Source organism: Euryhalocaulis sp., from assembly GCF_013911995.1.
GTDB lineage: Bacteria > Pseudomonadota > Alphaproteobacteria > Caulobacterales > Maricaulaceae > Euryhalocaulis > Euryhalocaulis caribicus.
This window is the reverse complement of the sequence record NZ_JACESD010000003.1, coordinates 22,113-47,249: the sequence shown is the minus strand read 5'-3', so window position 1 is coordinate 47,249 and position 25,137 is coordinate 22,113. Positions and strand designations below refer to the sequence as shown.

At 64.6% G+C, this 25,137-nt stretch carries 22 protein-coding genes; 20 read left to right on the top strand and 2 right to left on the bottom strand.

Annotated features, from left to right (window positions below):
• Positions 1-114: 114 nt before the first annotated feature.
• Genes H2040_RS01360 through bla form a run of 10 tightly spaced genes read left to right on the top strand, consistent with a single transcriptional unit; the run spans position 115 to position 11,924 of the window.
• Positions 115-1,335, top strand: a complete 1,221-nt coding sequence (locus H2040_RS01360; RefSeq protein WP_287153675.1) for a dipeptidase — start codon at positions 115-117, stop codon at positions 1,333-1,335.
• A 46-nt stretch (positions 1,336-1,381) separates the two neighbouring features.
• On the top strand, positions 1,382-3,604 hold the full coding sequence (locus H2040_RS01355; RefSeq protein ID WP_287153673.1) for a TonB-dependent receptor: 2,223 nt from the start codon (positions 1,382-1,384) through the stop codon (positions 3,602-3,604).
• Positions 3,605-3,645: 41 nt separating this feature from the next.
• Positions 3,646-5,646, top strand: a complete 2,001-nt coding sequence (locus tag H2040_RS01350; RefSeq protein ID WP_287153671.1) for a serine hydrolase domain-containing protein — start codon at positions 3,646-3,648, stop codon at positions 5,644-5,646.
• Positions 5,647-5,655: 9 nt separating this feature from the next.
• On the top strand, positions 5,656-6,375 hold the full coding sequence (locus tag H2040_RS01345) for a serine hydrolase domain-containing protein (protein WP_287153669.1): 720 nt from the start codon (positions 5,656-5,658) through the stop codon (positions 6,373-6,375).
• Positions 6,276-7,553: a serine hydrolase domain-containing protein gene (locus tag H2040_RS01340; protein ID WP_287153667.1), complete on the top strand. Its 1,278-nt coding sequence runs from the start codon at positions 6,276-6,278 to the stop codon at positions 7,551-7,553. Before H2040_RS01345 ends, H2040_RS01340 begins: the two co-directional genes overlap by 100 nt.
• Positions 7,541-7,690 carry a hypothetical protein gene (locus tag H2040_RS01335; RefSeq protein WP_287153665.1) on the top strand — a complete coding sequence of 50 codons (150 nt, stop codon included), beginning with the start codon at positions 7,541-7,543 and terminating at the stop codon, positions 7,688-7,690. The genes H2040_RS01340 and H2040_RS01335 overlap by 13 nt, the downstream gene beginning before the upstream one ends.
• An 18-nt stretch (positions 7,691-7,708) precedes the next feature.
• Positions 7,709-8,749: a dipeptide epimerase gene (locus H2040_RS01330; RefSeq protein WP_287153663.1), complete on the top strand. Its 1,041-nt coding sequence runs from the start codon at positions 7,709-7,711 to the stop codon at positions 8,747-8,749.
• Positions 8,746-9,768 carry an N-acetyltransferase DgcN family protein gene (locus H2040_RS01325; protein WP_022697474.1) on the top strand — a complete coding sequence of 341 codons (1,023 nt, stop codon included), beginning with the start codon at positions 8,746-8,748 and terminating at the stop codon, positions 9,766-9,768. The genes H2040_RS01330 and H2040_RS01325 overlap by 4 nt, the downstream gene beginning before the upstream one ends.
• On the top strand, positions 9,765-10,898 hold the full coding sequence (locus H2040_RS01320; protein WP_287153661.1) for a YkvI family membrane protein: 1,134 nt from the start codon (positions 9,765-9,767) through the stop codon (positions 10,896-10,898). Before H2040_RS01325 ends, H2040_RS01320 begins: the two co-directional genes overlap by 4 nt.
• A gap of 18 nt (positions 10,899-10,916) precedes the next feature.
• Positions 10,917-11,924, top strand: a complete 1,008-nt coding sequence (gene bla, locus H2040_RS01315) for a class A beta-lactamase (protein WP_287153659.1) — start codon at positions 10,917-10,919, stop codon at positions 11,922-11,924.
• On the opposite strand, the gene H2040_RS01310 is transcribed toward bla, so the two are convergent.
• Complete coding sequence (locus H2040_RS01310; RefSeq protein ID WP_287153657.1) at positions 11,921-13,477, bottom strand: amidohydrolase family protein; 1,557 nt, start codon at positions 13,475-13,477, stop codon at positions 11,921-11,923. The genes bla and H2040_RS01310 overlap by 4 nt on opposite strands.
• A gap of 191 nt (positions 13,478-13,668) precedes the next feature.
• On the opposite strand from H2040_RS01310, the gene H2040_RS01305 reads away from it, so the two are divergent.
• Genes H2040_RS01305 through H2040_RS01295 form a run of 3 tightly spaced genes read left to right on the top strand, consistent with a single transcriptional unit; the run spans position 13,669 to position 17,413 of the window.
• Positions 13,669-15,129, top strand: a complete 1,461-nt coding sequence (locus H2040_RS01305; protein ID WP_287153655.1) for a carotenoid oxygenase family protein — start codon at positions 13,669-13,671, stop codon at positions 15,127-15,129.
• Complete coding sequence (locus H2040_RS01300; RefSeq protein ID WP_287153652.1) at positions 15,126-16,103, top strand: SDR family NAD(P)-dependent oxidoreductase; 978 nt, start codon at positions 15,126-15,128, stop codon at positions 16,101-16,103. The genes H2040_RS01305 and H2040_RS01300 overlap by 4 nt, the downstream gene beginning before the upstream one ends.
• Positions 16,100-17,413 carry a spinster family MFS transporter gene (locus tag H2040_RS01295; RefSeq protein ID WP_287153650.1) on the top strand — a complete coding sequence of 438 codons (1,314 nt, stop codon included), beginning with the start codon at positions 16,100-16,102 and terminating at the stop codon, positions 17,411-17,413. Before H2040_RS01300 ends, H2040_RS01295 begins: the two co-directional genes overlap by 4 nt.
• Here the strand turns inward: H2040_RS01295 and H2040_RS01290 are convergent.
• Positions 17,410-18,606, bottom strand: a complete 1,197-nt coding sequence (locus H2040_RS01290) for an acetyl-CoA C-acyltransferase (RefSeq protein ID WP_287153648.1) — start codon at positions 18,604-18,606, stop codon at positions 17,410-17,412. The two genes, H2040_RS01295 and H2040_RS01290, sit on opposite strands and share 4 nt — an antisense overlap.
• Before the next feature lie 216 nt (positions 18,607-18,822).
• Here H2040_RS01290 and H2040_RS01285 point away from each other — a divergent pair, with 216 nt between their 5' ends.
• From H2040_RS01285 to H2040_RS01255, 7 genes are all read left to right on the top strand, one after another.
• Positions 18,823-19,797 (top strand): winged helix-turn-helix transcriptional regulator, encoded by a 975-nt coding sequence (locus H2040_RS01285; protein WP_022697482.1) that lies wholly within the window; start codon positions 18,823-18,825, stop codon positions 19,795-19,797.
• Between the two features lie 148 nt (positions 19,798-19,945).
• Positions 19,946-21,001: an NAD(P)H-dependent amine dehydrogenase family protein gene (locus H2040_RS01280; RefSeq protein WP_287153645.1), complete on the top strand. Its 1,056-nt coding sequence runs from the start codon at positions 19,946-19,948 to the stop codon at positions 20,999-21,001.
• Positions 21,002-21,031: 30 nt separating this feature from the next.
• Positions 21,032-21,460, top strand: a complete 429-nt coding sequence (locus H2040_RS01275; RefSeq protein ID WP_022697484.1) for a nuclear transport factor 2 family protein — start codon at positions 21,032-21,034, stop codon at positions 21,458-21,460.
• 3 nt (positions 21,461-21,463) lie between these two features.
• Positions 21,464-22,003, top strand: a complete 540-nt coding sequence (locus tag H2040_RS01270; protein WP_287153643.1) for a nuclear transport factor 2 family protein — start codon at positions 21,464-21,466, stop codon at positions 22,001-22,003.
• A gap of 9 nt (positions 22,004-22,012) precedes the next feature.
• Positions 22,013-22,753 (top strand): SDR family oxidoreductase, encoded by a 741-nt coding sequence (locus H2040_RS01265; RefSeq protein ID WP_022697486.1) that lies wholly within the window; start codon positions 22,013-22,015, stop codon positions 22,751-22,753.
• 27 nt (positions 22,754-22,780) lie between these two features.
• On the top strand, positions 22,781-24,286 hold the full coding sequence (locus H2040_RS01260) for a carotenoid oxygenase family protein (protein WP_287153639.1): 1,506 nt from the start codon (positions 22,781-22,783) through the stop codon (positions 24,284-24,286).
• Entirely contained in the window at positions 24,283-24,816 is a 534-nt protein-coding gene (locus H2040_RS01255; RefSeq protein WP_287153637.1) for a nuclear transport factor 2 family protein, read from the top strand. The genes H2040_RS01260 and H2040_RS01255 overlap by 4 nt, the downstream gene beginning before the upstream one ends.
• The last annotated feature ends 321 nt before the right edge of the window (positions 24,817-25,137 follow it).

Below are 25,137 nucleotides of genomic sequence, written 5' to 3'. Positions count from 1 at the left end.
AAAACGTCCTGTAACAGCTAAAATTATCATATTAGAGAAACTTGGTTGACAATTTTCTGATCGGGATCATTCTGTGCGGTTAACGGGAGAGACGAAGGAAAAGAGGGGAAGCCAATGGGCGCGTTTGCCGCAAAAGGCCGGGGGATCGCATCGCCGTCCCGGCGCGGTCTGCTGAAGGGATTTGGCGCCGCCGCACTGGTTTCCGCCCCGGGCATGGCCTGGGCGCAGCAGGCGCTGCTGGCCGATGTTTCCGGTCCGGCCAAGGCCCTGATGGACCGGGCGGTGGTGATCGACATGCTCGGCCCGCTCAGCCTGGATTTCACCTCCGATGCTTTCCGCGACGCCCTGACCGCTGAAGAGGCAGAGGAATTCAGAACCTCCGGCGTCACCGCCTTTCACAATTCCTATGGCGTGGGCGGACCGGACGCGCACCAGAGCGTGCTGCAATACATGGCGGCGTGGAACGGCTTCGTGGCGCGCAATGCCGGCCTGTTCACGCTGGTCGACCGCGCCGAAGACATTCAGGCCGCCAAGGATTCGGGCAAGATCGCCGTCATCATGGGCGTGCAGAACTCCTCTCATTTCCGCACCGCGGACGATGTCGAGCTGTTCTACGATCTGGGCCAGCGCGTATCCCAGCTGACCTATAATTCCCAGAACCGGCTGGGCTCCGGCAGCACGGACCGCGTGGATGGCGGGGTCAGCGATTTCGGCGCCTCCATCATCGCGAAAATGAACGAGATCGGGATGCTGGTCGATGTCTCCCATTGCGGCGACCAGACCACGCTGGACGCGATCGAGATTTCAGAGCGTCCCATCGCCATAACCCATTCCAATTGCCGGGCGCTGAACGATCATCCGCGCCTGAAGACCGACGAGGCGATCCGCAAGCTGGCCGCCAAGGGCGGCGTGATGGGCATTACCGGGGTGCGCAATTTCGTGCGCGGCGAGGAGCCCACGAGCGTCGAGCATATCGTCGACCACATCGACCATGTCGCGCAGCTGACGGGGATCGAGCATGTGGGCGTGGGCACCGACACCGATCTCAACGGCTATGACGATATGAGCCCGGAGATGAACAAGATGCTCCGCGCTTCCTACAAGGGATCCTACGCCTTCCGCGACAAGCTGGACACGGACGGCTTCGACGATCCCGCGAAATTCTACCACCTGACCGAGGCGCTGCTGCGCCGGGGCTACGGGGACGATGATGTCCTTCTGATCATGGGCGGCAACTTCCAGAGGCTGCTCACGGAAATCTGGTCCGATCACGACGCGTATCTGGAAAAGAAAGCCGCGAAAGAAGCCGAAAAGGCCAGCGGCGACGGGGAGTAGCGGCGTCGGACGCCTTTTTCTGAAATCTCGATGGGGGAGATTGAACATGACTATCCGGACTTTGCGTAACAGCCTGTTCTGCGGGGCGGCTGGCCTGGCCATGGCGGCCGGGGCGGCGATGGCGCAGGAGGCCTCGGCCGGCGAGGACGAACCGCAGGCTTCGCGCGTTCGCGACGTCATCGTCGTCACCGCGCAGAAGCGCGAGGAAACCATTCAGGACATACCGGCCTCGATCAGCGTGATCGGGGGCGCCCAGCTTGAAAATCTGGCCGCGAAATCCCTGACCGATTACGCCGCCTATGCGCCGGGCTTCAATGTCGATGGCGGAGGCAGTCCGGGGCAGGCGTCACTGACGCTGCGGGGCGTCGCGCCCATCGGGCCGGGCTCCACGGTCGGCACCTATATCGACGACGCGCCGCTGGGCTCCAGCGCCAATTACGCGCGCGCTTCGGCCTTCGCGCTGGACCTCTTCCCTTACGATATCCAGCAGGTCGAATTGCTGCGCGGGCCGCAGGGCACGCTCTATGGCGCCAGCACGATGGGCGGCCTTCTGAAATATGTCTCCAAGAAACCCAATCTCAGCGAAACCGAGGTCCGCGCCGGTCTGGAATTCCTGACCATCGAGGACGCCAAGCGCCTGGGCATGGGCGCCCGCGCGCAGGTGAACGCGCCGCTGGTGACCGACAAGCTGGGCGTTCAGGCCAGCATCTATCACCAGTACACGCCGGGCTATATCGACAATGCGCTCAACGGCAATGACGATGAGAACGAGGTGCGCCAGAGCGGCGGGCGCTTCGCCCTGCGCTGGGCGCCGAACGCGGACGTGACCGTTGACCTCAACGCCATGATCCAGAGCATCGAGTCCGAAAACAACGCCTATGTCTCTCTGGATACGGTGACCCAGGAACCGGTCGGGGGCGAGGGGCTGACATCTTCCCGCGTGCTGGACCAGCCGTTCGAGAAAGACGTCCAGTTCTTCTCCGGCCGGGTGGCCTGGGATCTGGGCTGGGCCGATTTTACTTCGGTCAGCAGCTTTTCACGCACCGAACAGCTACAGACGCAGGACGCCACGCCGATCTTCGGCGTGCTGTTCCCGCTGCTGACGGGCGGCGCCGTTCCGGCGGGGCAGTCCCTGTTCACCATCCAGCTGGATCTGGACAAGTACACGCAGGAATTCCGTCTGGCCTCGTCCGGCGAAAGCCGGCTGGAATGGCTCGCGGGGGCTTTCTACACCCATGAGGACAGCACCAACCGGCAGTTGGCCGGCGCCTCGGACAATAACGGCGTTCCCATTCCGGGCCTGGATCCGCTGGCCACGGTCGCGCTGCCGACCACGTATGAGGAATACGCGGCCTTCGGCAACCTGACCTATAATTTCACGGACCGTCTGGATGTCACGGTGGGCGGCCGCGTGGCGCACAATAATCAGGACTACACCCAGATCAGCAGCGGCGCGATCATCGGCGGCGATCAGGTTGTTCCGGGCGAATCCTCGGAAACCGTTTTCACCTACATGGCCAATGCCAGCTATGACCTGATGGATCAGACCATGATCTATGCCCGGGTCGCCAGCGGCTATCGTCCGGGCGGGCCCAATGTCGCCCTGCCGGGCGTTCCGCCGACCGTGGATTCCGATACGCTGGTGAACTACGAGGCCGGCGTGAAATCCGAATTCTGGGATGGCCGCGCCCTGGTCGAGGCCACGGTCTTCTGGATTGACTGGGAAGACATCCAGATCACGTCCAGCTCCGGCGGAATCAGCTTCCTCACCAATGGCGGCACGGCGCGCAGCCGGGGCGTCGAATTTTCATCGGTGTTCTCGCCGGTCGATGGCCTGCGTCTGGGCGCAAACGCCGCCTATACCGATTCCGAGCTGACAGAGGACGTGCCCGATCTTCAGGGCGTGGACGGCGACTCGCTTCCGGGCGTGCCGGAATACAACGCCTCGCTCACGGCCGATTACACCTGGCCCGTCATGCAGGACTGGGACGCCAGCGCGGGCGGCGGCGTGCGTTTTGTCGGCGAGCGGAATACGAATTTCCCGGCCGATTACCGCAATGTCGTGATCGACAGCTATGGGGCGCTGGACCTTCACGCCCAGATTGCGAACGACACCTGGACGCTGCGCGCCTATGTCAAGAACGTCACCAACGAAGACGATTTCCTCAATGTCGGCTTTGTCGAGGACGGGCTGGGCGGACCCGTGGAGCTTCAGGGCTTCGTCCTGCAACCGCGTACCATCGGGGTCAGCCTGGACGCCCGCTTCTAGCGGGCGGGCCTGACGCCGCAAATACAAGAGGGGGAGTATCCATGTTTGACCGTATCCGCCGGCGTTTCGCCGTTCCGGCTCTGATCGGCGCGAGTCTCGGCCTGGCCGGTTTTTCGGCCGCCTGGGCGCAGAGCGAGACCCAGCCGCTGACGCCCGAGCCTGCGGCGTCCGAAACGGACATGCCGGAGATCGAGCCGGCGGAAGGCGGTCTGACGCGGGACGACGTTGAAGGCTTCCTCGACGGCTTTGTTCCCTACGCGCTGAGCGAGGGGGACATTGCCGGAGCGGTGGTCACCGTGGTCGAGGACGGCGAAATCCTCCTCAGCAAGGGCTATGGCTATTCCGATCTGGAAACCCGCGCGCCGGTCGATCCGGTCCGCACCCTGTTTCGGCCGGGCTCCATCTCCAAGCTGTTCACCTGGACAGCGGTGATGCAGCTGGTCCAGAGCGGCGACGTCAGCCTGGACGAGGACGTCAACACCTATCTGGATTTTGAAATTCCGGAGCATGAAAGCGGTCCGATCACGCTGCGTCACGTCATGACCCATACCGCCGGTTTCGAGGAAACGGCGAAATGGATCCTGCTTGAGGATCTGGAACAATTCCCCGATCTCGAGACGTATCTGAAGGAAAACCTGCCGCCGCGCGTCTTCGATTCCGGGACGATGCCGGCCTATTCCAACTACGCCACAGCGCTGGCGGGCTATATCGTCGCCCAGGTCTCCGGGGTTTCATTCGACGACTATCTGGACGCCAATATCTTCGGCCCGCTGGGCATGACGCGCTCCACTTTCCGTCAGCCGATTCCGGACGATCTCGATGCGGAAATGTCGAAAGGCTACATGACGGCCTCAGACGGCGAGCCCCGCGAATTCGAGCTGGTCACGCCGGCTCCGGCCGGATCCCTGTCCGCCACGGGCGAGGATATGGGCCGCTTCATGATCGCGCATCTGCAAGGCGGGGGCGCGCTGCTGGACAGCGCCACGGCTGAACAGATGCACACCACGGCGGACCGTAAATTCCCGCCGCTGAACGCGATGATGCTGGGCTTCTACGAACAGGACCGCAACGGCTATTCGGTGATCGGGCATGGCGGCGACACGATCGCCTTCCACTCCGATCTCAGCCTGTTCCTGGATGAGGGCGTGGGCCTGTATATCTCCATGAACAGCGCCGGCGCGGAGGGCGCATCCGGCAAGATCCGGTCCGCCCTCTATGAAGCCTTCGCCGACCGGTATTTCCCGGATGAGGATGAACAGGATGCGCCCACGCTGGACACGGCCGCCGAGCACGGCGCCATGGTGGCGGGGCTGTATGAAAGCTCGCGCGGCTCTTTCCACAATTTCCTGACCTCGCTGTCCCTGGTCGGACAGCTGAAAGTCAGCATGAACGAGGATAACGAGCTGATCGCCCCGCTGATCACCGAAACCAGCGGCGCCCCGACGCGCTGGCGCGAGGTGGAGCCGTTTGTCTGGCAGGCGGTCAACGGTCAGGATCGCCTGACCGCGAAAATGGAGGACGGCGAGGTGGTCGCCCTGACCATGGAGCCGGTCTCCCCGATCATGGCCCTTCTGCCCGTGCCGTGGTGGAAATCTTCGGGCCTGCTGATGCCGCTTCTGGTCGTGGCGCTGATCGCGCTGGCGCTGACCGCCCTGCTTTGGCCCGTCCGCGCCATCGTGCGCTGGCGCTACCGTTCGCCGTTCCCGCTGGAGGGACGCACGGCGGCGGCCTATCGCGCGGTGCGCGCGGTCAGCGGACTGACGCTGGTCTATCTGGGGCTGTGGGCGTTCCTGATCATCTTCCTGATGTCGGATTTCACGCGCCTGACGGACGCCACCCATCTGCCGCTGCGCCTGTTGCAGTTTGCCATGATCATTCCGCTGGGCGGGCTTGTCCTGTCGCTGTGGAACGCTTTCCAGGTCTGGACCGGCGCGTCCAGCTGGTTCGGCAAGCTGTGGAGCGTGGTCCTGGTCGTGGCCTTCCTTATCGTCATCTGGTTCGCCAGCGCCGGTAATCTCTTCAGTTTCACCCTGCAGTTCTAGGAGGCTCGCATGCTCCGCCTTATCAGCCTTGCCTGCCTGGCTGCGGGCCTCGCTCTCCAGCCGGCGCTCGCGCAGACGCCGGAAACCGAAGCGCCGCAAGACGCGGGGGCGCAGGAAACGGCGCCGGACACCGGCGCGCCTGCGGAGCCGCCGCTGGAAGAGCCGGCCGCCGCGCCGTCCCGTCTTCCCGCCGATCAGCTGGAAGCCTTTGTGGACGGCCTCGTGCGGGACGCGATGGAGGCGGAGCACTATGCCGGCGTGCATGTGGCCGTGGTGGAAGGCGGCGAGACCCGCCTTCTGAAAGGCTATGGCGCGGCGAGCCTCGAGCCCTATCGGGAGGTCGATCCGCAGCGCAGCCTGTTCCGCATCGGCTCGCTGTCCAAGACCTTCACCTGGATCGCCCTGATGCAGGCGGTTGAAGACGGGCTGGTCGATCTGGAAGCCCCGGTGAATGACTATCTGCCGGAGGATTTGCAGGTTCCGGACGAAGGCTATGGGCCGATCCGCGTGATCGACCTGATGAGCCATGCGCCGGGTTTCGAGGACAGCGCGCTGGGCCACCTGTTCGCGGGCCGCGAGGACGACATCATGTCGCCGGAGGCTATGAGGCCGCGCACCGCCCGGACCGCGTGCGCGAGCCGGGGCAGTTCTCCACCTATTCCAATTATGGGGTCCTGCTTGCCGGACGGATCATCGCCGAGGTCTATGGAGCCGATTTCCCGACCGTGATCGATGAGCGGATCCTGGATCCGCTGGGCCTGGACCGCACCACGTTCCGCGAGCCTTACGCCCCGCGCGACGACCTGCCCGCGCCGATGGACGAGGATATCGCCGGCGATGCGGCGACGGGGTTCGAGTGGAAGGGCGGAGTCTTCCAGCCGCGCAAATATGAATACGCCACACAGGTCGCCGCCGCCGGCTCGGTTTCCGCCAGCGCCGCGGACATGGCGACCTATATGAAGCTGTTGCTGAACGATGGCGAACTGGACGGCGTGCGCATCTATTCGCCGGAAACGGCCGAGGCGTTCCGCACACCGATCATCGACACGCCCGACACGGCCAATGGCTGGGCGCACGGCTTCATCGTCAGCACCTTCCCCGGCGGTTATGAGGGCTATGGCCATGGCGGCGCGACGATGTGGTTCCGCACCTATCTGGTCGTGGTGCCGGAGCTGGACCTGGGCGTCTATGTCTCGGTCAACACCAATACGGGCCGCTCGCTCGGCCTGCGCCTGCCCAGCCTGATCATCGAGCGTTTCTATCTGGATGAAGACACGCCGGCCTGGCGGCCGGGCGATGAGGCGTTTCTCGAGACGGCGGATCTCTATACGGGGCAATATACGCCGACGCGGCGCGCCTATTCGGGCCTCGAGAAATTCGTGATGCTCATGAACGGCGTGCAGACCGTCAGCGCCAGCAGCGAAGGCTATCTGGTGGTCGGCTCCGGCCCCGGCAGTCACGCCTGGGTTCCCACCGATCAGCCGGGGCGCTTCCTGTCTGCTAACAGCGCCGAGGTCCTGACTTTCGAGACGGATGAAAGCGGCAAGGCGGTCGCCTTTATCGGCCCGCTCGGCACGCTGATGTATCAGCGCGCGCCCTTCCTGCTGAAACCCGGGCTGCTGACGGTTTTCTTCGCCCTGACGATGATCGCCGCCGCGGCCACGCTGATCGGCGCGCTGACCCGGCTGGGCCGGCCTGTCGCGCCCACGCCCTGCCAGCGCTGGGCCAGCATCGCGTCGCTGGCGACGGCCGGGCTGTGGGTGTTGTCCGCCGTGATGTTCCTGCTGTGGGCGCAAGGCGCCAGCGACAGCGAGGGCCTATGTATGACTGGCCGAACGGGCCGTTGCCGCTGGCCTCCACGCTGGCGCTGCTGGCTTCCATCGGCGCGGTGGTCATGGCCGGTCTGACGGTCTGCGTGTGGAGCGGCCGGTCTGCCGAGGGCTGGAGCCTGTGGCGCAAGCTTCGCTATAGCGTGACGCCGCCCGTCTATCTGATTTTCGCCATCGTGCTGATCGCCCGCGGCGGTCTGTTCCCCTGGGCCTGACCGGGAATGGAGAAGAACTTGGCTCACGACACCGGCGGCGCGCTGGCCATGGAGGTTTCGCTTGAAACCTGGCCGATGAAATCGCCCTTCCGCATTACCGGCTTCACCTTTCACGAGATTCCCCTTGTCGTGGTGACGCTGCGGCAGGGTGGTTTCACGGCCCGGGGCGAGGCTTGCGGCGTTTTCTATCTGGACGACACGCCCGAGGGGATCGTGTCGCAGCTGGAAGAATTGCGGCCCGAGATCGAGTCTGGTCTGACGCGCGAAGCATTGCAGGCGCGCGTCCCGGCGGGCGGCGCGCGCAATGCGCTGGACTGCGCGATGTGGGAGCTGGAAGCGAAAAAATCCGGAACCCCGGTCTGGAAACTGGCCGGTCTGGAGGAGCCCAAACCGCTGCTGACAACCTTCACGCTGGGCGCGGACGAGCCGGACGTGATGGGCAAGCGCGCGGCGGAAATTCCCTATGCCCGCGCCCTGAAGCTGAAACTCACCGGCGACGGCGCCGATGCGGCCCGCGTGAGCGCGGTGCGCAAGGCGCGGCCCGATGTCTGGCTGGGCGTGGACGGCAATCAGGGCTTTGACCGCGCATCGCTGGAAAAACTGATCCCGCATATGGTCGAAAATGATGTCGCGCTGGTCGAGCAGCCCTGCCGGCGGGGTGACGAGGAATCGCTGGCCGGGCTGGATGCGCCCATGCCGCTGGCCGCCGATGAAAGCGCGCTGACGCTGGCCGATATCGCGCCGCTGAAATCGTTTTTCGATGTCATCAATATCAAGCTGGACAAGTGCGGCGGCCTGACCGAAGGCCTGGCCATGGCGCGCGAGGCGCGGCGGCTGGGTCTGGACGTGATGGTCGGCAACATGATGGGCACGTCATGGTCCGCCGCCCCGTCCTTCCTTGTCGGACAGCTTTGCGATGTCGTCGATCTGGACGGTCCGTGGCTTCTGGCCGCTGACCGCGACCCCGGCGTCGTTTACGAAAACGGGTATGTGGAATGCCCGCCAGGCGTCTGGGGCGGTCCGTCCTCCCAAACCCCAACACCAGGGACTGCCCCATGACGCCGCTTGATTTGCCACAGCCCTATCTGGTCTTCCTCGGCGATGTGACGGAGGTCGCCTACGCCAAGACGGCGGCCGGCCTGCGTGACTGGGCGCCGGACCAGTGCGTGGGCGAATATGGTCTGCCCAAGGGCGATTTCACGCTGGGCCTGCCTGTGCTGAGCCCCGCCGAAGCCTATGAAAAAGGCGCGCGGGCCGTTGTCATCGGGGTCGCCCCGATGGGCGGCGGGCTGAATAATGGCTGGGTCGCGCCGCTGGTCGAGGCGCTGGAGGCCGGGCTGGACATCATCAGCGGCATGCACGCGCCGCTGGCCGGCGTGCCGGCGCTGAAGGAAACCGCTGAACGGCTGGGCCGCCGCCTGATTGATGTGCGCCGCCCGCCCGCGGGCCTGCCCATCGCCAACGGGAAAAAGCGCGCCGGGAAACGCCTGCTGACCGTCGGGACCGATTGCGCGCTGGGCAAGAAATACACCGCGCTCGCCATCGCGGAGGCGTTCCGGAAGCGGGGCGTGGCGACCGATTTCCGCGCCACCGGCCAGACCGGCGTGATCATCGCGGGCGGCGGCATACCGATGGATTCAGTGGTCGCTGATTTCCTGGCCGGGGCGGCCGAAGTGCTCAGCCCGGACGCCGCGCCCGATCACTGGGACATCGTGGAAGGCCAGGGGTCGCTGTTCCACCCGGCCTATGCCGGGGTGTCGCTGGGCCTGCTGCATGGCAGTCAGCCCGATGTTCTGGTTGTCTGTCACCAGATCGGGCGCGACCATGTTCTGGGCATGGGCGAGACCTATCCGTTGCCTTCTGTCGAGGAGACGATCGAGATCAATCTCTATCACGCACGCCGGGTGAACCGCGAAGCGCGCTGCGCCGGGATAAGCCTGAACACCGCAAGCCTGGACGATGAAGCGGCGGCGAAAGCCATCGCCGAATATTCGGAGCGCACGGGCCTGCCCTGCGCCGATCCGATCCGCGGCGGGGCGGCGTTCGCCCGGCTGGTCGATTCCTGCCTCAACCCATGAGCAACGCCGCCGGTCCCAGCCTCTTTCAGCGTTTCCTTTTGCCGGGGCTCGCCTTCAAGGCGGTCGTCATCGGCGGGGGCTATGCCACGGGGCGGGAGCTGGCGGAGTTCTTCTTCCCCGCCGGTCCGGCGGGCGGCCTGCTGGGCCTTCTTCTGGCGATGGGCGTGTGGAGCCTGGTCTGCGCGGTCACTTTCCTGTTCGCGCGGGCCACCCATTCGGACGACTACCGGGTCTTCTTCCGTCACCTCCTGGGGCCGTTCTGGCCGGCGTTCGAATTTGCCTATGTCTGTTTCCTGTTCCTGATCCTGTCCGTCTTCGGGGCCGCGGCCGGGGAGATCGGGGCGGCGGTGTTCGGCCTGCCGCTCTGGGCCGGGTCCGTCTTCCTCGCCGCCGGCATCCTGTTCTTCGCCGCGCTCGGCACGGACACGATCGAGCGATTGTTCAAATACGCCTCGATCTTCCTCTATTCGGTCTATGTGATCTTCGTGGCGATGAGCTTCAGCCAGTTCGGCGGCGACATCATCGACACGCTGAACGGCGCGGCGATAAACGGCGCCTGGTTCTCCGGCGGCCTGACCTATGCGGGATATAATGTCGTCGGCGCGGTCATCATCCTGCCGATCCTGCGCCACCTGACCAGCAATCGCGACGCCTTCACGGCGGGCCTGCTGGCCGGGCCGCTGGCCATGCTGCCGGCCATACTCTTCTTCCTCTGCATGCTGGCTTTCTACCCGCAGATCGGCGGAGAGGCGCTGCCCTCCAACTATATCCTGGAGCGGCTCGGCTCCCCGGTTTTCCAGATCGCTTTCCAGTTCATGATCTTCGTGGCCCTGCTGGAAACCAGCGTCAGCGCCGTGCATGCGGTGAACGAGCGGATCGACGGCGTCACCAGGCGGCCGCTGGGGCATGGCGCGCGGCTGGCCATCGCCGCCGTGATCGTGGTGTTCGCGATGTTCCTTGCGCAGCGTTTTGGCCTGATCGATCTCATCGCCAAGGGCTACCGGGCGCTCGCCTACATGATCCTGCTGACCTATGTGCTGCCGCTTCTTACGCTGGGCGTCTGGAAGCTGTGGCGCTGGTCGAAGCGTGGGAAAGCCGCAAGCCCGGCGAAAGATTCCGCAAACTCCTGAAAAAGAAGGGGAGCCGTCATGGCCGCCAGAAACCTGTTACACGCCGCGCTGATCGCCGCCGCGCTCGGCGCGGGCGCGCCCGCCCATGCGGCCATGGCGGCTCAGGCCCCGGCGGCGGAGGCGCGGGACCGGAGCCTGGAGCATCATCTGGCGCGTATCGCCGGTAATCTGGACGGCGTCGTCGGCGTCTCCATCCGCGACCTTTCCAGCGGCGCCACGTTCGGCCTGAACGCCGATGAGGCGTTCCCGATGGCCAGCACGTTCAAGATCGCGGTGGCCGGGGCCATTCTGGAGCAGGTGGACTCAGGCGAGCTGACGCTGGAACAGATGGTCACGGTCGACCCGGACATGCATGTGCCGTCGGAAATCATCGCCGACCGCTTCATCCATCCGGGCGTTTCCCTATCTGTCGCGAACCTGATGGAACTGATGCTGACCCAGAGCGACAATACCGCCACGGATGTTCTGACTGAATTGGCGGGCGGACCGGCGGCGGTGACCGGCTGGCTCACATCTATCGGCGTCGAAGGTCAGCGCGTGGACCGGGACACCGCCGGCTTGCTGCGCGATTTCTTCCAGTTGCCGGAGGGGCCGCTGGCCCAGACGGCCGCCGCCGCTCTGGCCGAGGATCCGGGCTTCTTCGATGACGGCCTGAGGCCGCGCGAAGCCTTCTATAACGATCCGAAGGACACCTCCACGCCGGACGCGATGGCCGATCTGCTGACCCGGATCGTGCAGGGCGAGGCGCTGAGCGCGGACAGCACGGAATTTCTTGTCGGGGTGATGGAGCGGTGCCGCACGGGCGAGGGGCGGCTGAAAGGCCTGCTGCCGGGAGGCGTTACGGTGGCGCACAAGACCGGAACGGTCGGCGGCACGGTGAATGATGTCGGCGTCATGACCCTGCCCGGCGGGCGTCAGGTGGTGATCGCGGTCTTCGTCAAGGCCAGCCCGGCCCCGGCGGAAGCGCGGGAGCGGACGATCGCCGAGATCGCCCGCACCGCCTATGATTACTTCCTGTTCAACTAGTCCTGACTGGCGACCGTGCCGCGGATTGCGACGCCGGGCAGGACGGCGGTGTTCATTTCGCCGCCATCCACGACCGGCACGCCGCCGACCAGCACATAGTCATAGCCCACAGAGGCCTGCGCCGGCTTGGCGAAGGTCGCCTTGTCGGCCACCGTTTCCGGATCGAAGACCACGATATCGGCGTCCGCGCCCGGCTGGATGCGGCCGCGCGTGCGCATTTGCGGGACCGATGTCTCCAGGATTTTCGCCGGATAATAGCTGGTCTTGGCGATGGCTTCCGGCCAGTCGATCACGCCGCGCTCGCGCACATAGATACGCAGGAAGCGGCTGAACGTGCCGGCGCTGCGCGGATGCGATTGCGCCTCTTCCGGGATCGGCCACGTCTGGCCCGTGATCATGCCGTCTTCGGTTTCCCAGTCGCCGCCGTCGGAGGCGATGGCCCCGCCCGGATACAGGATCGAGCGGTCCAGATAGCCCTGATCGGCCTCGTTCTCGTCCGGATTCAGGAAGTGGACGATGATGCCCGTGCCCGGCGCATTGGCCTGCAGATCGTCAAAACGCGCCTTGTCCAGCGGCTCGCCGTTCACGGTGAAGGCGGAATAGTCGATGCCGCCCATGCGGTCCCGCCAGCCTTCGCCGCGGAACATCGCCGCGCCGATGCCGGTCGCGCCGGCGCCATAGGGATAGGCTTCGACCGTAATGTTGACGCCGTTGTCCTGCGCGCCCGAGATCATGTCGGCGATGGCGTTGATATCGGTCAGGCTGATGGAATTGAGGTGGCTGATATGCATGTGCGCGCCGGTCGCGGCGGCCACGGCCACCATTTCCTCATACCCCTCGAAGGAGCTGTCGGGCTCGGTCGTGCTGAGGAAGCGGGCATGGGTCCAGGTGGGGACGCCGCGCTCGGCGGCCAGTTCGTTGACCGCGTAATATTCCTTGCGGCCCGATCCCGGCGCATAGCCGACCAGTATGCCGACGCCCAGACCGCCCTGGTCCAGACCCTCGCTCACCCGGCCCAGAATTTCTTCCAGCTCTTCGTCCGTGGCGACATCTTCCTGCCAGTCCGGATCCTTGAAGTGGGAGAAGAACCAGTCGACGTCGGCGGAGGGTTCGTCCTCCTCGATCGTGGCGATGCGGGCGTGCGCCCAGCTGACGGCGCTGCCATAATTGATCGGCCGGCCTTCGGCGCCCGCGCTGTCATAGAAATCATTGATGGGCAGGATGCCGGCTTCCAGCTCCAGCGTGGTGGTCACGCCGTCCAGCGCCTGCATGCGTCCGGCCGGGATGGACTGGCCGTGGCCGTGCAGGTCGATAAAGCCCGGGGCGACGATGCGGCCCGTGGCGTCGATCACCCGTTCGCCGTCCAGCGCGCCTTCGGAAATCTCGGCCACCTTGCCGTCGCTGATGCCGATGCTGCGAACCCCGTCCGTGCCGCTGGCCGGATCGATCAGGCGGCCATTCTCGATCACCAGATCGTATGACGCGTCCTGCGCCATGGCGGCGCCGCCCAGAAGGGCGCTGGCCGCCGCGGCCAGAGCGAATGTTCGTTTCATGATAAATTCTCCCCGAGTAGAATAATTTTCTAAAAAGAAAATATCGTGCCTGAAGGGTCGCGGCAATGTCGGGGCTTGCGATTTTTTGCGCTGGCGAGAACATGGGCGTTCGCGTTTCCATGCTTGAATCCGCCGCTCACAAAAGTATGGTTATGCAAGTAAAGTTTCGCGCCCGGCGCAAGGATTCTCCTATGACCAACATACTCAGCCAGACCGACATCAATATCGATTCCGAAGGCAATCCGTTGCTGGAGGGCGGCTACGCGCCGGTCGAACGGGAAATCGAGGCGGGCGACCTGAAGACCACGGGCGACATGCCGGCGGACATTGCCGGGACCTATGTGCGCAACGGGCCGAACCCGCGCTTCCAGCCGCGCGGCCGCTATCACCTGTTCGATGGCGACGGCATGCTGCACAGCGCCACGTTGGCCGATGGCAAGGTGACCTACCGCAATCGCTGGATCCGCACCGAAGGGTTCGAGGCGGAGCGCCGCGAGGGCAAGTCGATCTGGCCGGGCCTGATGGAAATGCCGGACCGCAATTTGCCCAGGGGCTGGGGCTCGCACCACTGGCTGAAGGATGCGGCCAATACCGACATCGTCCCGCATAACGGCCGCCTGCTGACCACCTATTACCAGTGCGGCGTGCCCTACATCATCGACGCCGCCACGCTGGAAACCGAAGGCCCGATGGACGTGGAGGGGCTGAAGATCCGCCAGGTCTCCGCGCATTCGCGCACCGATCTTTCGACCGGCGAATTCATGTTCTTCGATTACAATGTCACCGCGCCCTACATGACCTATGGCGTGCTGGACGCGGACGGGAAGCTGGCGCATTTCACCGATATCGAATTGCCCGGTCCGCGCCTTCCGCACGACATGGCGATCACGCCGACATATTCGGTGCTGATGGATTTGCCGCTGTTCTGGAACGAGAGCCTGCTGGAGCGCGACATCCACAAGGTCGAGTTTCACGAGGACATGCCGTCCCGCTTCGCCATCCTGCCGCGCCATGGCGGCAATGCCGACATCAAATGGTTCGAGGCGGACCCGGCCTATATCTATCACGTCATCAATTGCTGGGAGGAGGGCGACGAGGTGGTCCTCGACGTCTGCCGCATGCGCACCCCGGCGCCGGACGAAAGCAAGATCCGCGGCGGGCCTTACGCCGCCCTGGTCGCCTGGGCGAACATGGACGCCCAGCATTACCGCTATCGCTTCAACATGAAGACGGGCGAGACGCGCGAACACGCGGTGGACGACCAGTTCATCGAGTTCCCGACGATCAATCAGACGTATCAGGGCCGCAAGACGCGCCATTCCTGGCACGGCTATATCCCGCAGGGCGAAACGCTGCGCCTTGGCGGCCTGGTGCATTTCGACGCCGAGACCAACAAGCGCGACGAATACCACTATGGCGCGGGCGTCTATGGCTCCGAGCCGGTGTTCGCGCCGCGCATCGGCGCGAAGCACGAAACGGACGGCTATGTGATGAATTTCGTCTCCGACCACAATGAGGGCGGCAGGACGGAGCTTCACATCTTCGATCCCGAGAATGTTTCGGACGGCCCGATCGCCCGCGCGGAAATTCCGCAACGAATCCCGGTCGGCTTCCATGCCTGCTGGATGGACGCCAGCGGGGCGGCGGCATGAGCGGGCTCACCGGGTTCGCCAAGCTGGTCAATTTCTATGGCCGTTTCCTGCCCACCTTCTCGCGCACCGGCTTCTGGCTGCGCGGGCTGGCCTTTCAGCCGGTCAAGGCGGATTTCTCCGGCCAAACCTGGGTGGTTACCGGCGCCAGCGGGGGCATCGGGCGCGCCGCGACGCTGGGCGCGGCGGAGCGGGGCGCGCATGTGATCGCCGTGGCGCGGAGCGAGGAAAAGCTCGCCGCGCTGAAGGCCGAACTGCCTGCCGATGCGAAGGGGGCCATCGAGACCGTCCGCTGCGACCTGTCCGTGATGGCCGAGGTCGGGCCGATGGCCGACGCCCTGGCGCGGGACGGGCGGAAAATCGACGTTCTGGTCAATAATGTCGGTATCCTGGCGCGCCAGTATGCAAAGACGCCGGAAGGATTCGAGACGTCCTACGCAACCAATGTTCTGGGCCATTTCCTGCTGACCGAAAAACTGCTGGCGGGCCGCGCCCTGACAGAGAAAGCGGCGATCATCAATGTCACCTCCGGCGGCCTCTATAACGCGCCGCTAAACGAGGCGATGCTCGACCGCCCGGAGGAGAAATTCTCCGGCGTTTTCGCCTACGCCACGCACAAGCGCGCCCAGCTGACCCTGACCGATCACTGGGATGACGATCCGACGGAGGGCGGCGTTTCTTCCTACGCCATGCATCCGGGCTGGGCTGATACGGGCGGGGTCAAAGGCTCCATGCCGAAATTCCGCAAGAATCTGCAACTGGTGCTGCGCAACGAGGCGGAAGGCGCGGACACCATCATCTGGCTGGCCGCCAACCGCCCGCCGACCGAACCGGACACGGTCTGGTTCGACCGCAAGCTGCGCGGCGCGCATGTTTATGACCGCACGCGCACCCCGGCGATCACGCCGGAGCGGCTGCTGGAGCGTCTGGACGAGGATCTGGCCAAGGCCGGCGCCAGCCGCGCGGCGGCTTCGTGAGCGCGGACACTCCGCAGGAAGCGGCGGAAACCCATCCCGGCGCGGGCTTCAAGCCCTGGTACCGGAACTATGTCCTGCTGCTTTTGCTGCTGGTCTATATTTTCAATTTCATCGACCGGCAGGTCATCGCCATCCTGTCGCCGGCCATCAAGGCCGATCTGGGCGTCTCCGACACCCAGCTCGGGCTTCTCAAGGGGCTGGCCTTCGCGCTGCTCTACTCGATTCTGGGCCTGCCCATCGCGCGTCTGGCGGACCGCCGAAACCGGGTGAATATCGTCACCATATCCCTGACTTTGTGGAGCGTTTTCACCGCGATGTCCGGCCTGGCCGCGAACTTCATACAGCTGGCCGCCGCGCGCTTTGCCGTCGGCATCGGGGAGGCGGGCTGCGCGCCGCCATCGCACTCGCTGATCTCGGATTATTTCTCGCGCAAGCGCCGCTCTACGGCGCTGGCCGTGTTTTCCATGGGCATACCGCTGGGCGTCATGTTCGCCTTCCTGGCCGGCGGGGTGCTGGCCAATGCTCTGGGCTGGCGCTGGACGTTCGTGGCGGTGGGCCTGCCGGGCCTGCTGCTGGCCGTTATTCTGAAGCTGACGGTAAAGGAGCCGCCGCGCGGCGCCTCGGCCAGCGGGCTGGAGGCCGCGCCGCCCTTCATGGAAAGCATCAAGCTTCTGCTCTCCATCCGCTCCTACCTATTGCTGTCCATTGCCTCTGCCATTGCCTCGATGTCGGCGTTCGCGCTGGCGACCTGGGTGGTGGATTTCTATGTGCGCGTGCACGAAATCGGCTTCTTGCAGATCACCACGCCGCTGGGCTTCATCATCGGCGGCGGCATGGCGGCGGGCATCTTCATCGGCGGCCAGCTGGGCGACCGGTTCGGGCCGAAGGATTCGCGTTACTATATGTGGATCCCGGCGGCCGGATTCCTTCTGGCCTTCCCGCTGATCATGCTGGCGATCTATGCGGAGACCAGCCTGGCCTCGTTCCTGTGGCTGGCCGCGGGCTATATTCTCGCCGGGCTATATGCCGGCCCGGTTTTCGCCTCCATCCAGAATCTGGCGCCGGTGCGCCTGCGGGCCTTCGCCGTGGCGCTGTTCCTGCTGATCGTCAATATCGGCGGGGCGGGCATGGGGCCGCTGGTGGCGGGCATCCTCAGCGATCTGATGCTGGCCGCCCACGGCCCGGCGGAAGGGCTGCGCCTGTCGCTGGCCCTGACGACGCTGGGCTTTGTCGTGGCGGCGTTTATCTACTGGATGGCATCGCGCACGATCACTGAGGAACTGGCCGCCGCGCCCGATCAGGATCTCTAGACGCGTTCGATCACCATGGCGGTGCCAACGCCGGCTGCGCCGGATATGGCGACCAGGCCGCGCTTGAGATTCTGACGCTCCAGCTCGTCGATCAGCATGCCGATCAGCATGCCGCCCGTGGCACCCATCGGATGGCCCAGCGCAATGGCGCCGCCATTGACGTTCACCTGTTCGGGCGAAGCGCCGATATCGCGGATGAAGCACAGGGTCGGCGCGGCGAACGCCTCGTTCACCTCGACCAGGTCGATATCGTCCATGGTCAGCCCGGCCCGCTCCATGACCTTCCTGGCCGCGTGCGTTCCGCCGGTCAGGGCGGTCAGGGAGTCGGCGGCGGCCGAGGCGCTGGCCACGATCCGCGCCCGCGGCGTCAAGCCGCCGGCTTTCCCCGCCGCTTCGGATCCGATCAGCACAAGCGAAGCGCCGTCCACCATGCCCGGGGAATTGCCGACGTGATGGATGTGGTTCACGGCGTCGAATTGCGGATAGGCTTCAAGGAAATAGGCATCGGCCCATTTCTCGCCCAGCTCCTGAAAGATCGGCGGCAGCGTCGCCAGTTTCTCCACCGTCAGGCTGCCCCGGATCGCCTGATCGTGCTCGACCGTTTTTCCCTCGGGCGTCTGGACGGGGATAATGCTGCTGAAGCGGCCGTCATCGCGGGCCCGCGCGGCGCGCTGCTGGGACTGGATGGCGTAGGCGTCCGCCTCTTCACGGCTGACGCCTTCCAGCGTGGCGATGTAATCGGCCGCTTCGCCCATCGGCACGAATTTGGTCTGGACCGCGATTTCGCGATCCGCGTAATACGGCCCCTGATCGGACAGGATGGCGACACGGGACATGCTCTCCACGCCTCCGCCCAGCGCCAGCTCCGCCTGGCCCGCTTCCACGGCGTTGGCCGCCGTCACGCACGCATCCAGCGCGGAGGCGCAATAACGATTGACCGCCATGGCTGGAATGGCTTCGGGCCAGCCCGCGCGAAGCAGCGCCGTCTTGGCGATATTGCCGCCCTGTTCGCCGGTCTGGGTGACACAGCCCAGGAAAACTTCCTCGATGGTTTCGGGGTTCGCCCCGGCGCGTTCGGGAAGCGCCTTCAGCAAACCGCCGACAAGGTCGACCGGCTTCACCGAATTCAGCGCGCCGCCCTCCTTGGCCTGGCCCCGCGGCGTCCGTATGGCGTCGAAAATAAAGGCTGACATAGGCCGCGCTCCCCCAAGCCCGTTTCATCACTTGCAATACCATACCGTTTGCGCCGGGCGAGGCTTTGTCAATCTTTCTATCTCCGTAAAAACGGGGTTTGCGGGGATATTTTCCCCTCACAGACGATGCGGGCTTTTGAATTTTCGCTTTAGCGGGTTTAATAAACGAAGCGGGTTTGAGTCCCGCTGGCCCTCAAGCGATTCGAAAGGCTTTACGTGGCCGAAAAGAAATTCATCCGTACCTGTTCCATCTGGCGCGCGCTGGAGACGGTGGGCGATACGCCGACGCTGCTGATTATCGAATCAAGCTGGCTGGGCGCGCGGCGCTTCGATGATTTCCGCCGCCGGACAGGCTTGCTGAAGGCGCTGCTTTCCAGCCGCCTGAAACAACTGGTCGCGGCCAAGGTCTTCAAGAAGGTTCCGTATTCGGATTCGCCCAAACGCTACGAATACCGGGTGACCCAGAAGGGCCGGGCGCTCTACTGGACCTCGCTGATGATGCTGCGGTGGGAGCGCCGCTGGGGCAATCGCGACGGCAAGATCAATATCGTGCTGCGCCACAAGACCTGCGGAAACCTGTTCGACCCGACGCCCAGCTGCAAATCCTGCCACGGCGAAGTCGTGGCCCGCGACGTGGACTGGGAAGAAGGCCCGGGCGTGGGCTGGATGGCGGCCACCTATAGCCGCCGCCGGCGGCAGCGTGATCTGGGCGGATCGGAAGCGCGCACGACGCTGATGGATGAAGTGGCGCAGCTGACGGGCGATCGCTGGTCCAGCCTGATCCTGCGCTCGGTCTTCACCGGTCTGCGCAAGTTCGACGAGATCCGCAAGGATACGGCCATCGCGACCAATATCCTGTCGGAGCGCCTGTCCTGGCTGGTCAATATGGACGTGCTGGAGCCGCATGCCTATTCCACCTCGCCGCAGCGTTTCGAGTACCGGCTGACCGAGAAGGGCATCGATTATTATCCGGTCCTGCTGATGCTGATGCAGTGGGGCGATTCCTGGTACGCCGCGCCGGAAGGCCCGCCGCTGATCCTTCAGCATCGTCCGTGCGGCAACGAACTTCAGACCGAAGTGACCTGCTCGGCCTGCGGCGAACCGATCGATCCGAAGGATGTCGAGTTCACGGTCGAGGAAGCCGCAGGGGCCAGCGACGACGCAGATGAGTCGATCCGCGAGGCGTCCTGAAGCCGGGGCGCATCGGCGCGCGTCAGAAAAGTCACTTTCATTATCGAACCCGAGTCGTTAATCTCGGGCCGATGGTGGTTTACACAGATACGAATTATGACGCCTGCGCCCGCGGAAACGCGGCCGGGGGCGGGGACGGCGCGCGCTGATGGGCTATCGCGTTATCCAGTGGGCGACGGGCGCGATGGGCAAGACCTGTCTGCGCGGCGTCATCGATCATCCCGATCTCGAGCTGGTCGGACTGAAAGTCTACAACCCGAAAAAGGTCGGCGCGGACGCTGGCGATATCGCCCGCCGCGACCCCACGGGCATCAAGGCCGTGATGGATATCGAGGATATTCTGAAGTTGGACGCCGACGTGGTGATCCATGCGCCGCGCATCACGCCGCCGGCCGGCAGCCATGACGGCGACATCCAGCGCCTTCTGGCGTCGGGCAAGAATGTCATATCCATCAACGGCCATACCTGGCCGCAGCACTGGGGCGGGGACCACTTCAAGGCGTTCGAGGACGCCTGCAAGGAGGGCGGGACCAGCCTTCTGGGCGCGGGCCTGAACCCGGGGTGGGCGATGGAAAAGATGGCGGCCGCGGCCACCGGCCTCTGCACGCAGCTTGACCATGTGAAGGTCAGCGAGACCGTGCTCTGCAATTCCATTCCCAGCCCGGAATATATTTTCGACGTGCTGGGTTTCGGCTCCACGCCGGGCGCGGTGGACCCCAACGATCCGGACTGGCCGCCGGCGCAGATGCTGAATGTCATGTTCACCGAGGTGGTCGCCCAGATGGTGCATCGCCTTGGCCGCCCGCTGGATCGTGTTCAGACCGCGCACGAGATGTTCGCCGCCGAGACGGACGTCCCCACCGCGGCCGGCACGATTCCGGCGGGAACGGTCAGCCACACCGGCTGGCGCTGGCTGGGCGTGTCGGAGGGCAAGACGCTGGTGACGCTGGCCATCGACTGGATGATGGACGACACGCACCTGCAGAACCCGGACGAGAGCCTGTGGAAGGTCGAGATTTCGGGCGTGCCGGATATCCGAATCCGTCTGGACATGACCAAGCCCGACCATATCCAGGCCCGCACCCATGCCGAACAGTTCGGCGTGGCGGGCTCCGTGCTCAATTCCATTCCGCTGGTCTGCGTCGCTCCGCCGGGCGTCGTGGAAGCGCCGGGGATCACGCTGCACCACAAACACTTCAAATAAAGAAGAAAACTCCTGGGGAGGAGAAAAACGATGGGTCAAAAAATCGAGATTCTGAAACGCCTCACCGATGTGTGGCGGGAGACGCAGGACATCGACGCGGTCCTGGAATTCCTGACCGACGATATCGAGTGGCACTATTCCGCCGTTACCAAGCCGCCCAAGCACGGCAAGGACGGGGCGCGGGAATTCCTGGACGCCTACAAGGCCAAGGTCCGCAATCCGAACTGGCGCATCTTCAACTACGCCGAAAAAGGCGACCAGCTTCTGGTCGAGGGCGTGGACGAGTTTGACCTGGCCGAAGGCGGTCATGTGGCGGTGCCCTATATGGGCATCTACGAATTCCGCGGCGACAAGATCTGCAGCTGGCGCGACTATTTCGACCGCGGCGTCGCCGACATGTCCGGCGATGACGAGCTGCCGGACTACGCGAAAGCCCTTCTCGACAAGCCGGCGGTGTAAGTCATGAGCGAGACGAAACGCGATCCCGAGATTCAGGCGCTGCTGGACAAGCAGGCCATCAACGAAGTGCTGGTCAGCTATTGCCGCGGCGCCGACCGCGGCGATGCGGACCTGATCGCCGCCGCCTATCATCCCGGCGCGATCGAGGATCATGGCGGCACCTTCCTTGGCACGGGCGAGGAATATGTCGCCATGCTGCGGGAGGTCTTCCCGACCGCCCCGCGCATGACGCACCTTATCACCAATATCGCCATCGAGCTGGAAGGCCCCGACAAGGCGCTGACCGAATGCTATTTCCTGGCCTTCTCCCGGCGTGAGGAAAATGGCGAGCCGTTCGACCATCTTTCCTGCTGCCGCGCCGTCGACAAGTTCGAGAAGCGCGACGGCAAATGGGCCATCGCCCATCGCCGCATGTGCTGGGAATGGGGTCACGAGATGGAGACCAAGGAAACCTGGAGCCGAGGCCAGACCGCGACCGACCCGTCCGCGCTTGTCCGGGGCGGCAAGAAGCCGAACGACATTCTCTACGAGATGGGAGGCTAGGGTTCCGCCATGGGCATGAACGTGAAAGGGGCTGTGGGGCTGGTCACCGGCGGCAACCGGGGCATCGGAAACGCCTTTGTCCGCGAGATGCTGGAGGCCGGCGCCGCCAAGGTCTATCTGGCCGCGCGCAAGCTGTCCGACGCGGAAGAGGCGGCGGGCGGGGATGACCGCATCGTCCCCATCCAGCTGGATGTTTCGAACGCGGACGAAGTGGCGGCGGCGGCCGAGCGCTGCACCGATGTTTCCATCCTTGTGAACAATGCCGGCGCCTATGCGCACAAGCGGCTGATCGGGGCAGAGGACATGTCCGGCCTGCGGCAGGAGATGGAAGTGAATTTCTTCGGCCTGGTCGCCATGTGCCGGGCCTTTGCGAAGACGCTGGGCGCCAATGGCGGCGGGGCGATCATCAATGTCCTGTCCGCGGGCGGGATCATCGCCGTGCCGGACATGGGCGGATACAGCCCGTCCAAATTCGCCGCGCGGGCGGCCTCCAATTCCATCCGGGCCGAGCTGATGCCGCAGGGCACGCAGGTGACCGCGCTGATCGTCGGGGCCGTGGATACGCGCATGGCATCCCACGTCACGCGGCACAAGACGCCGCCCGAAGATATCGCCAAAGCCGGGCTGCAGGCCATCGCCGCCGGCATTGACGAGCACGACACCGATCCACACGCCGTCGCCATACGCGCCGCGCTGGCCCGCGATCCCAAGGGCCTTGAGCGCGACATGGCCGAACGGCTGAATTCCTAATCGAGACGAGAGGTCAGGACGCGAATTATGACTGCGCACCTCATCAATACCGTGCCCCATACGCTGGAGCCGACCGACCACCCCTATATGACCGGGGCCTGGACGCCGAATTTCGACGAATATGACGCCCATGACATGGAAGTCATCGGCGAGATCCCGAAGGACATTGACGGGGTCTATGTGCGGAACACGGAAAACCCGATCCACAAGCCGATCGGCACGTATCACCCATTCGACGGCGACGGCATGATCCACATCATGTCGTTCCGCGACGGCAAGGCCTTCTACCGCAACCGCTTCGTCCGCACCAAGGCGTTCGAGGAAGAGATGAAGGAAGGCGGCGCCATCTGGGCCGGCATCGCCGAGAACCCGAAGAAATCCAAGCGCGAGGGCTGGGGCGCGCAGGGGCGGCTGAAGGATTCGTCCTCCACCGACGTGGTGGTCCATGCCGGCCGGGTGCTGAGCACCTTCTATCAGTGCGGCGACGGTTACCGGCTGGACCCGTACACGCTGGATCAGTCCGGTCCCGAAAGCTGGGTGCCGTCCGATTACGGCATTTCGGCGCACCCCAAAGTGGACGAGCGGACGGGGGAGTTGATGTTTTTCAACTACTCCAAGGAAGCGCCGTACATGCATTACGGCGTCGTGGACAAGGATAACCAGCTGACGCACTACGTGCCGATCGAGCTGCCGGGGCCGCGCCTGCCGCATGACATGGCGTACACGGAAAACTATTCCATCCTGGCCGATTTGCCGCTGTTCTGGGACCCGGACGCGCTGGCCAAGGGTTTTCACGCCAGCCGCTTCTTCCGCGACCTGCCGACGCGCTTTGCGATTATCCCGCGCCACGGCCAGCCGGAGGACATCAAGTGGTTCGAGGCGGACCCGACCTATGTGCTGCACTGGATGAACGCCTATGAAGAGGGCGACGAGATCGTCCTGGACGGCTATTTCCAGGAGGAGCCGCAGCCACAACCGCTGGAGCATATGCACCCGGAGCTGGGGCAGATGATGGCCTTCCTCGACGAGCATTCCTTCCGGCCCAAGCTTCACCGCTGGCGCTTCAATCTGAAGACGGGCGAGACGAAGGAAGAGCATCTGGACGACCGCATTCTGGAGTTCGGCTCCTTCAATCAGGACATTGGCGGGACCAAGGGGCGCTATCTCTATTCCACCACCACCAAGCCGGGCTGGTTCCTGTTCGACGGCGTGGTCAAGCATGATTTCGAGACCGGCAAGTCCCAGTCCGTAAGCTTTGGCGACAACCGCTTCGGCAGCGAGGCGCCGTTCGCGCCGCGCCAGAATGCGCAGGACGAGGATGACGGCTATCTGGTCAGCTTCATCACCGACATGAACGAGAACCGCTCGGAATGCGTGCTGATCGACGCCAAGAATATCGAGGATGGCCCGGTGTGCCGGATCATCCTGCCGCACCGGATTTCCAGCGGCACGCACGCCACCTGGGCCGACGGCCCGCGCCTGCGTGAAACGCAATCGCGGCTGGGCATCGCGGCCGGGGAGATGGCGGCATGAGCCTGGACGCCCCGAACACGACCGAAGACCTGCTGGCCAAGGAAGACATCCGCGACGTGCTGGCCCGCTATGCGCGCGGCATCGACCGGGCGGACGGCGAGCTTCTGAAAAGCTGCTATCACGCGGACGCGGAGGAAGAGCACGGCAGCACCTATGCCGGACCGGCGCACCCCTATATCGACGGCGCGGTGGCGCGGATGAAAAAGAACCCGCACCCGATGGCGCACTATATCTGCAACACGCATGTGGAGCGGGACGGCGATACCGCCTTCGTCGAGACCTATGTCCTGACCTTCGCGCGGTTCGAAAAGGACGGCGAACCCTATGACACGCTGACCGGCGGGCGGCTGTTCGACAAGTTCGAAAAACGCGGCGGCAAGTGGAAGATCGCCCACCGCAAGATGACCTTCGACTGGAACCGCGACGCGCCCTCCGCCGAGGGCTGGTGCCTGGGCGTGTTCGACCCCGAGGACCCCAAGATGAATATGTGGGGCCGGGACGGTAAGGACCTGACCTATACGCGGTTTTAGGCGGTTTTTTTCTTTTACGGGGGGCTGGCAGGATTGCGTGTAGCCGCCTGACCACCCCTCTCCCATTCCGTCATCCAAAGCCCTTGCGGCCTTTGGGACGTCATTACCCTCTCCCCTTTTTAAGGGGCGAGGGTTTTTCTCTTTCACCCACCGCCAGCCTCCACCGTCATCCTCCGGGTGATAGCGAGCGCGTGTTGCCTTCTGTGACGGCCCTTCGAGACGCCGCGCCCATGGCGCGGCTCCTCAGGGTGATGGGAAGGGCGGAGAAAGAGGGCTTCTCACCTCCCCGCCCTTAGCCTGAGGAGCCCGTGAGGGCGTCTC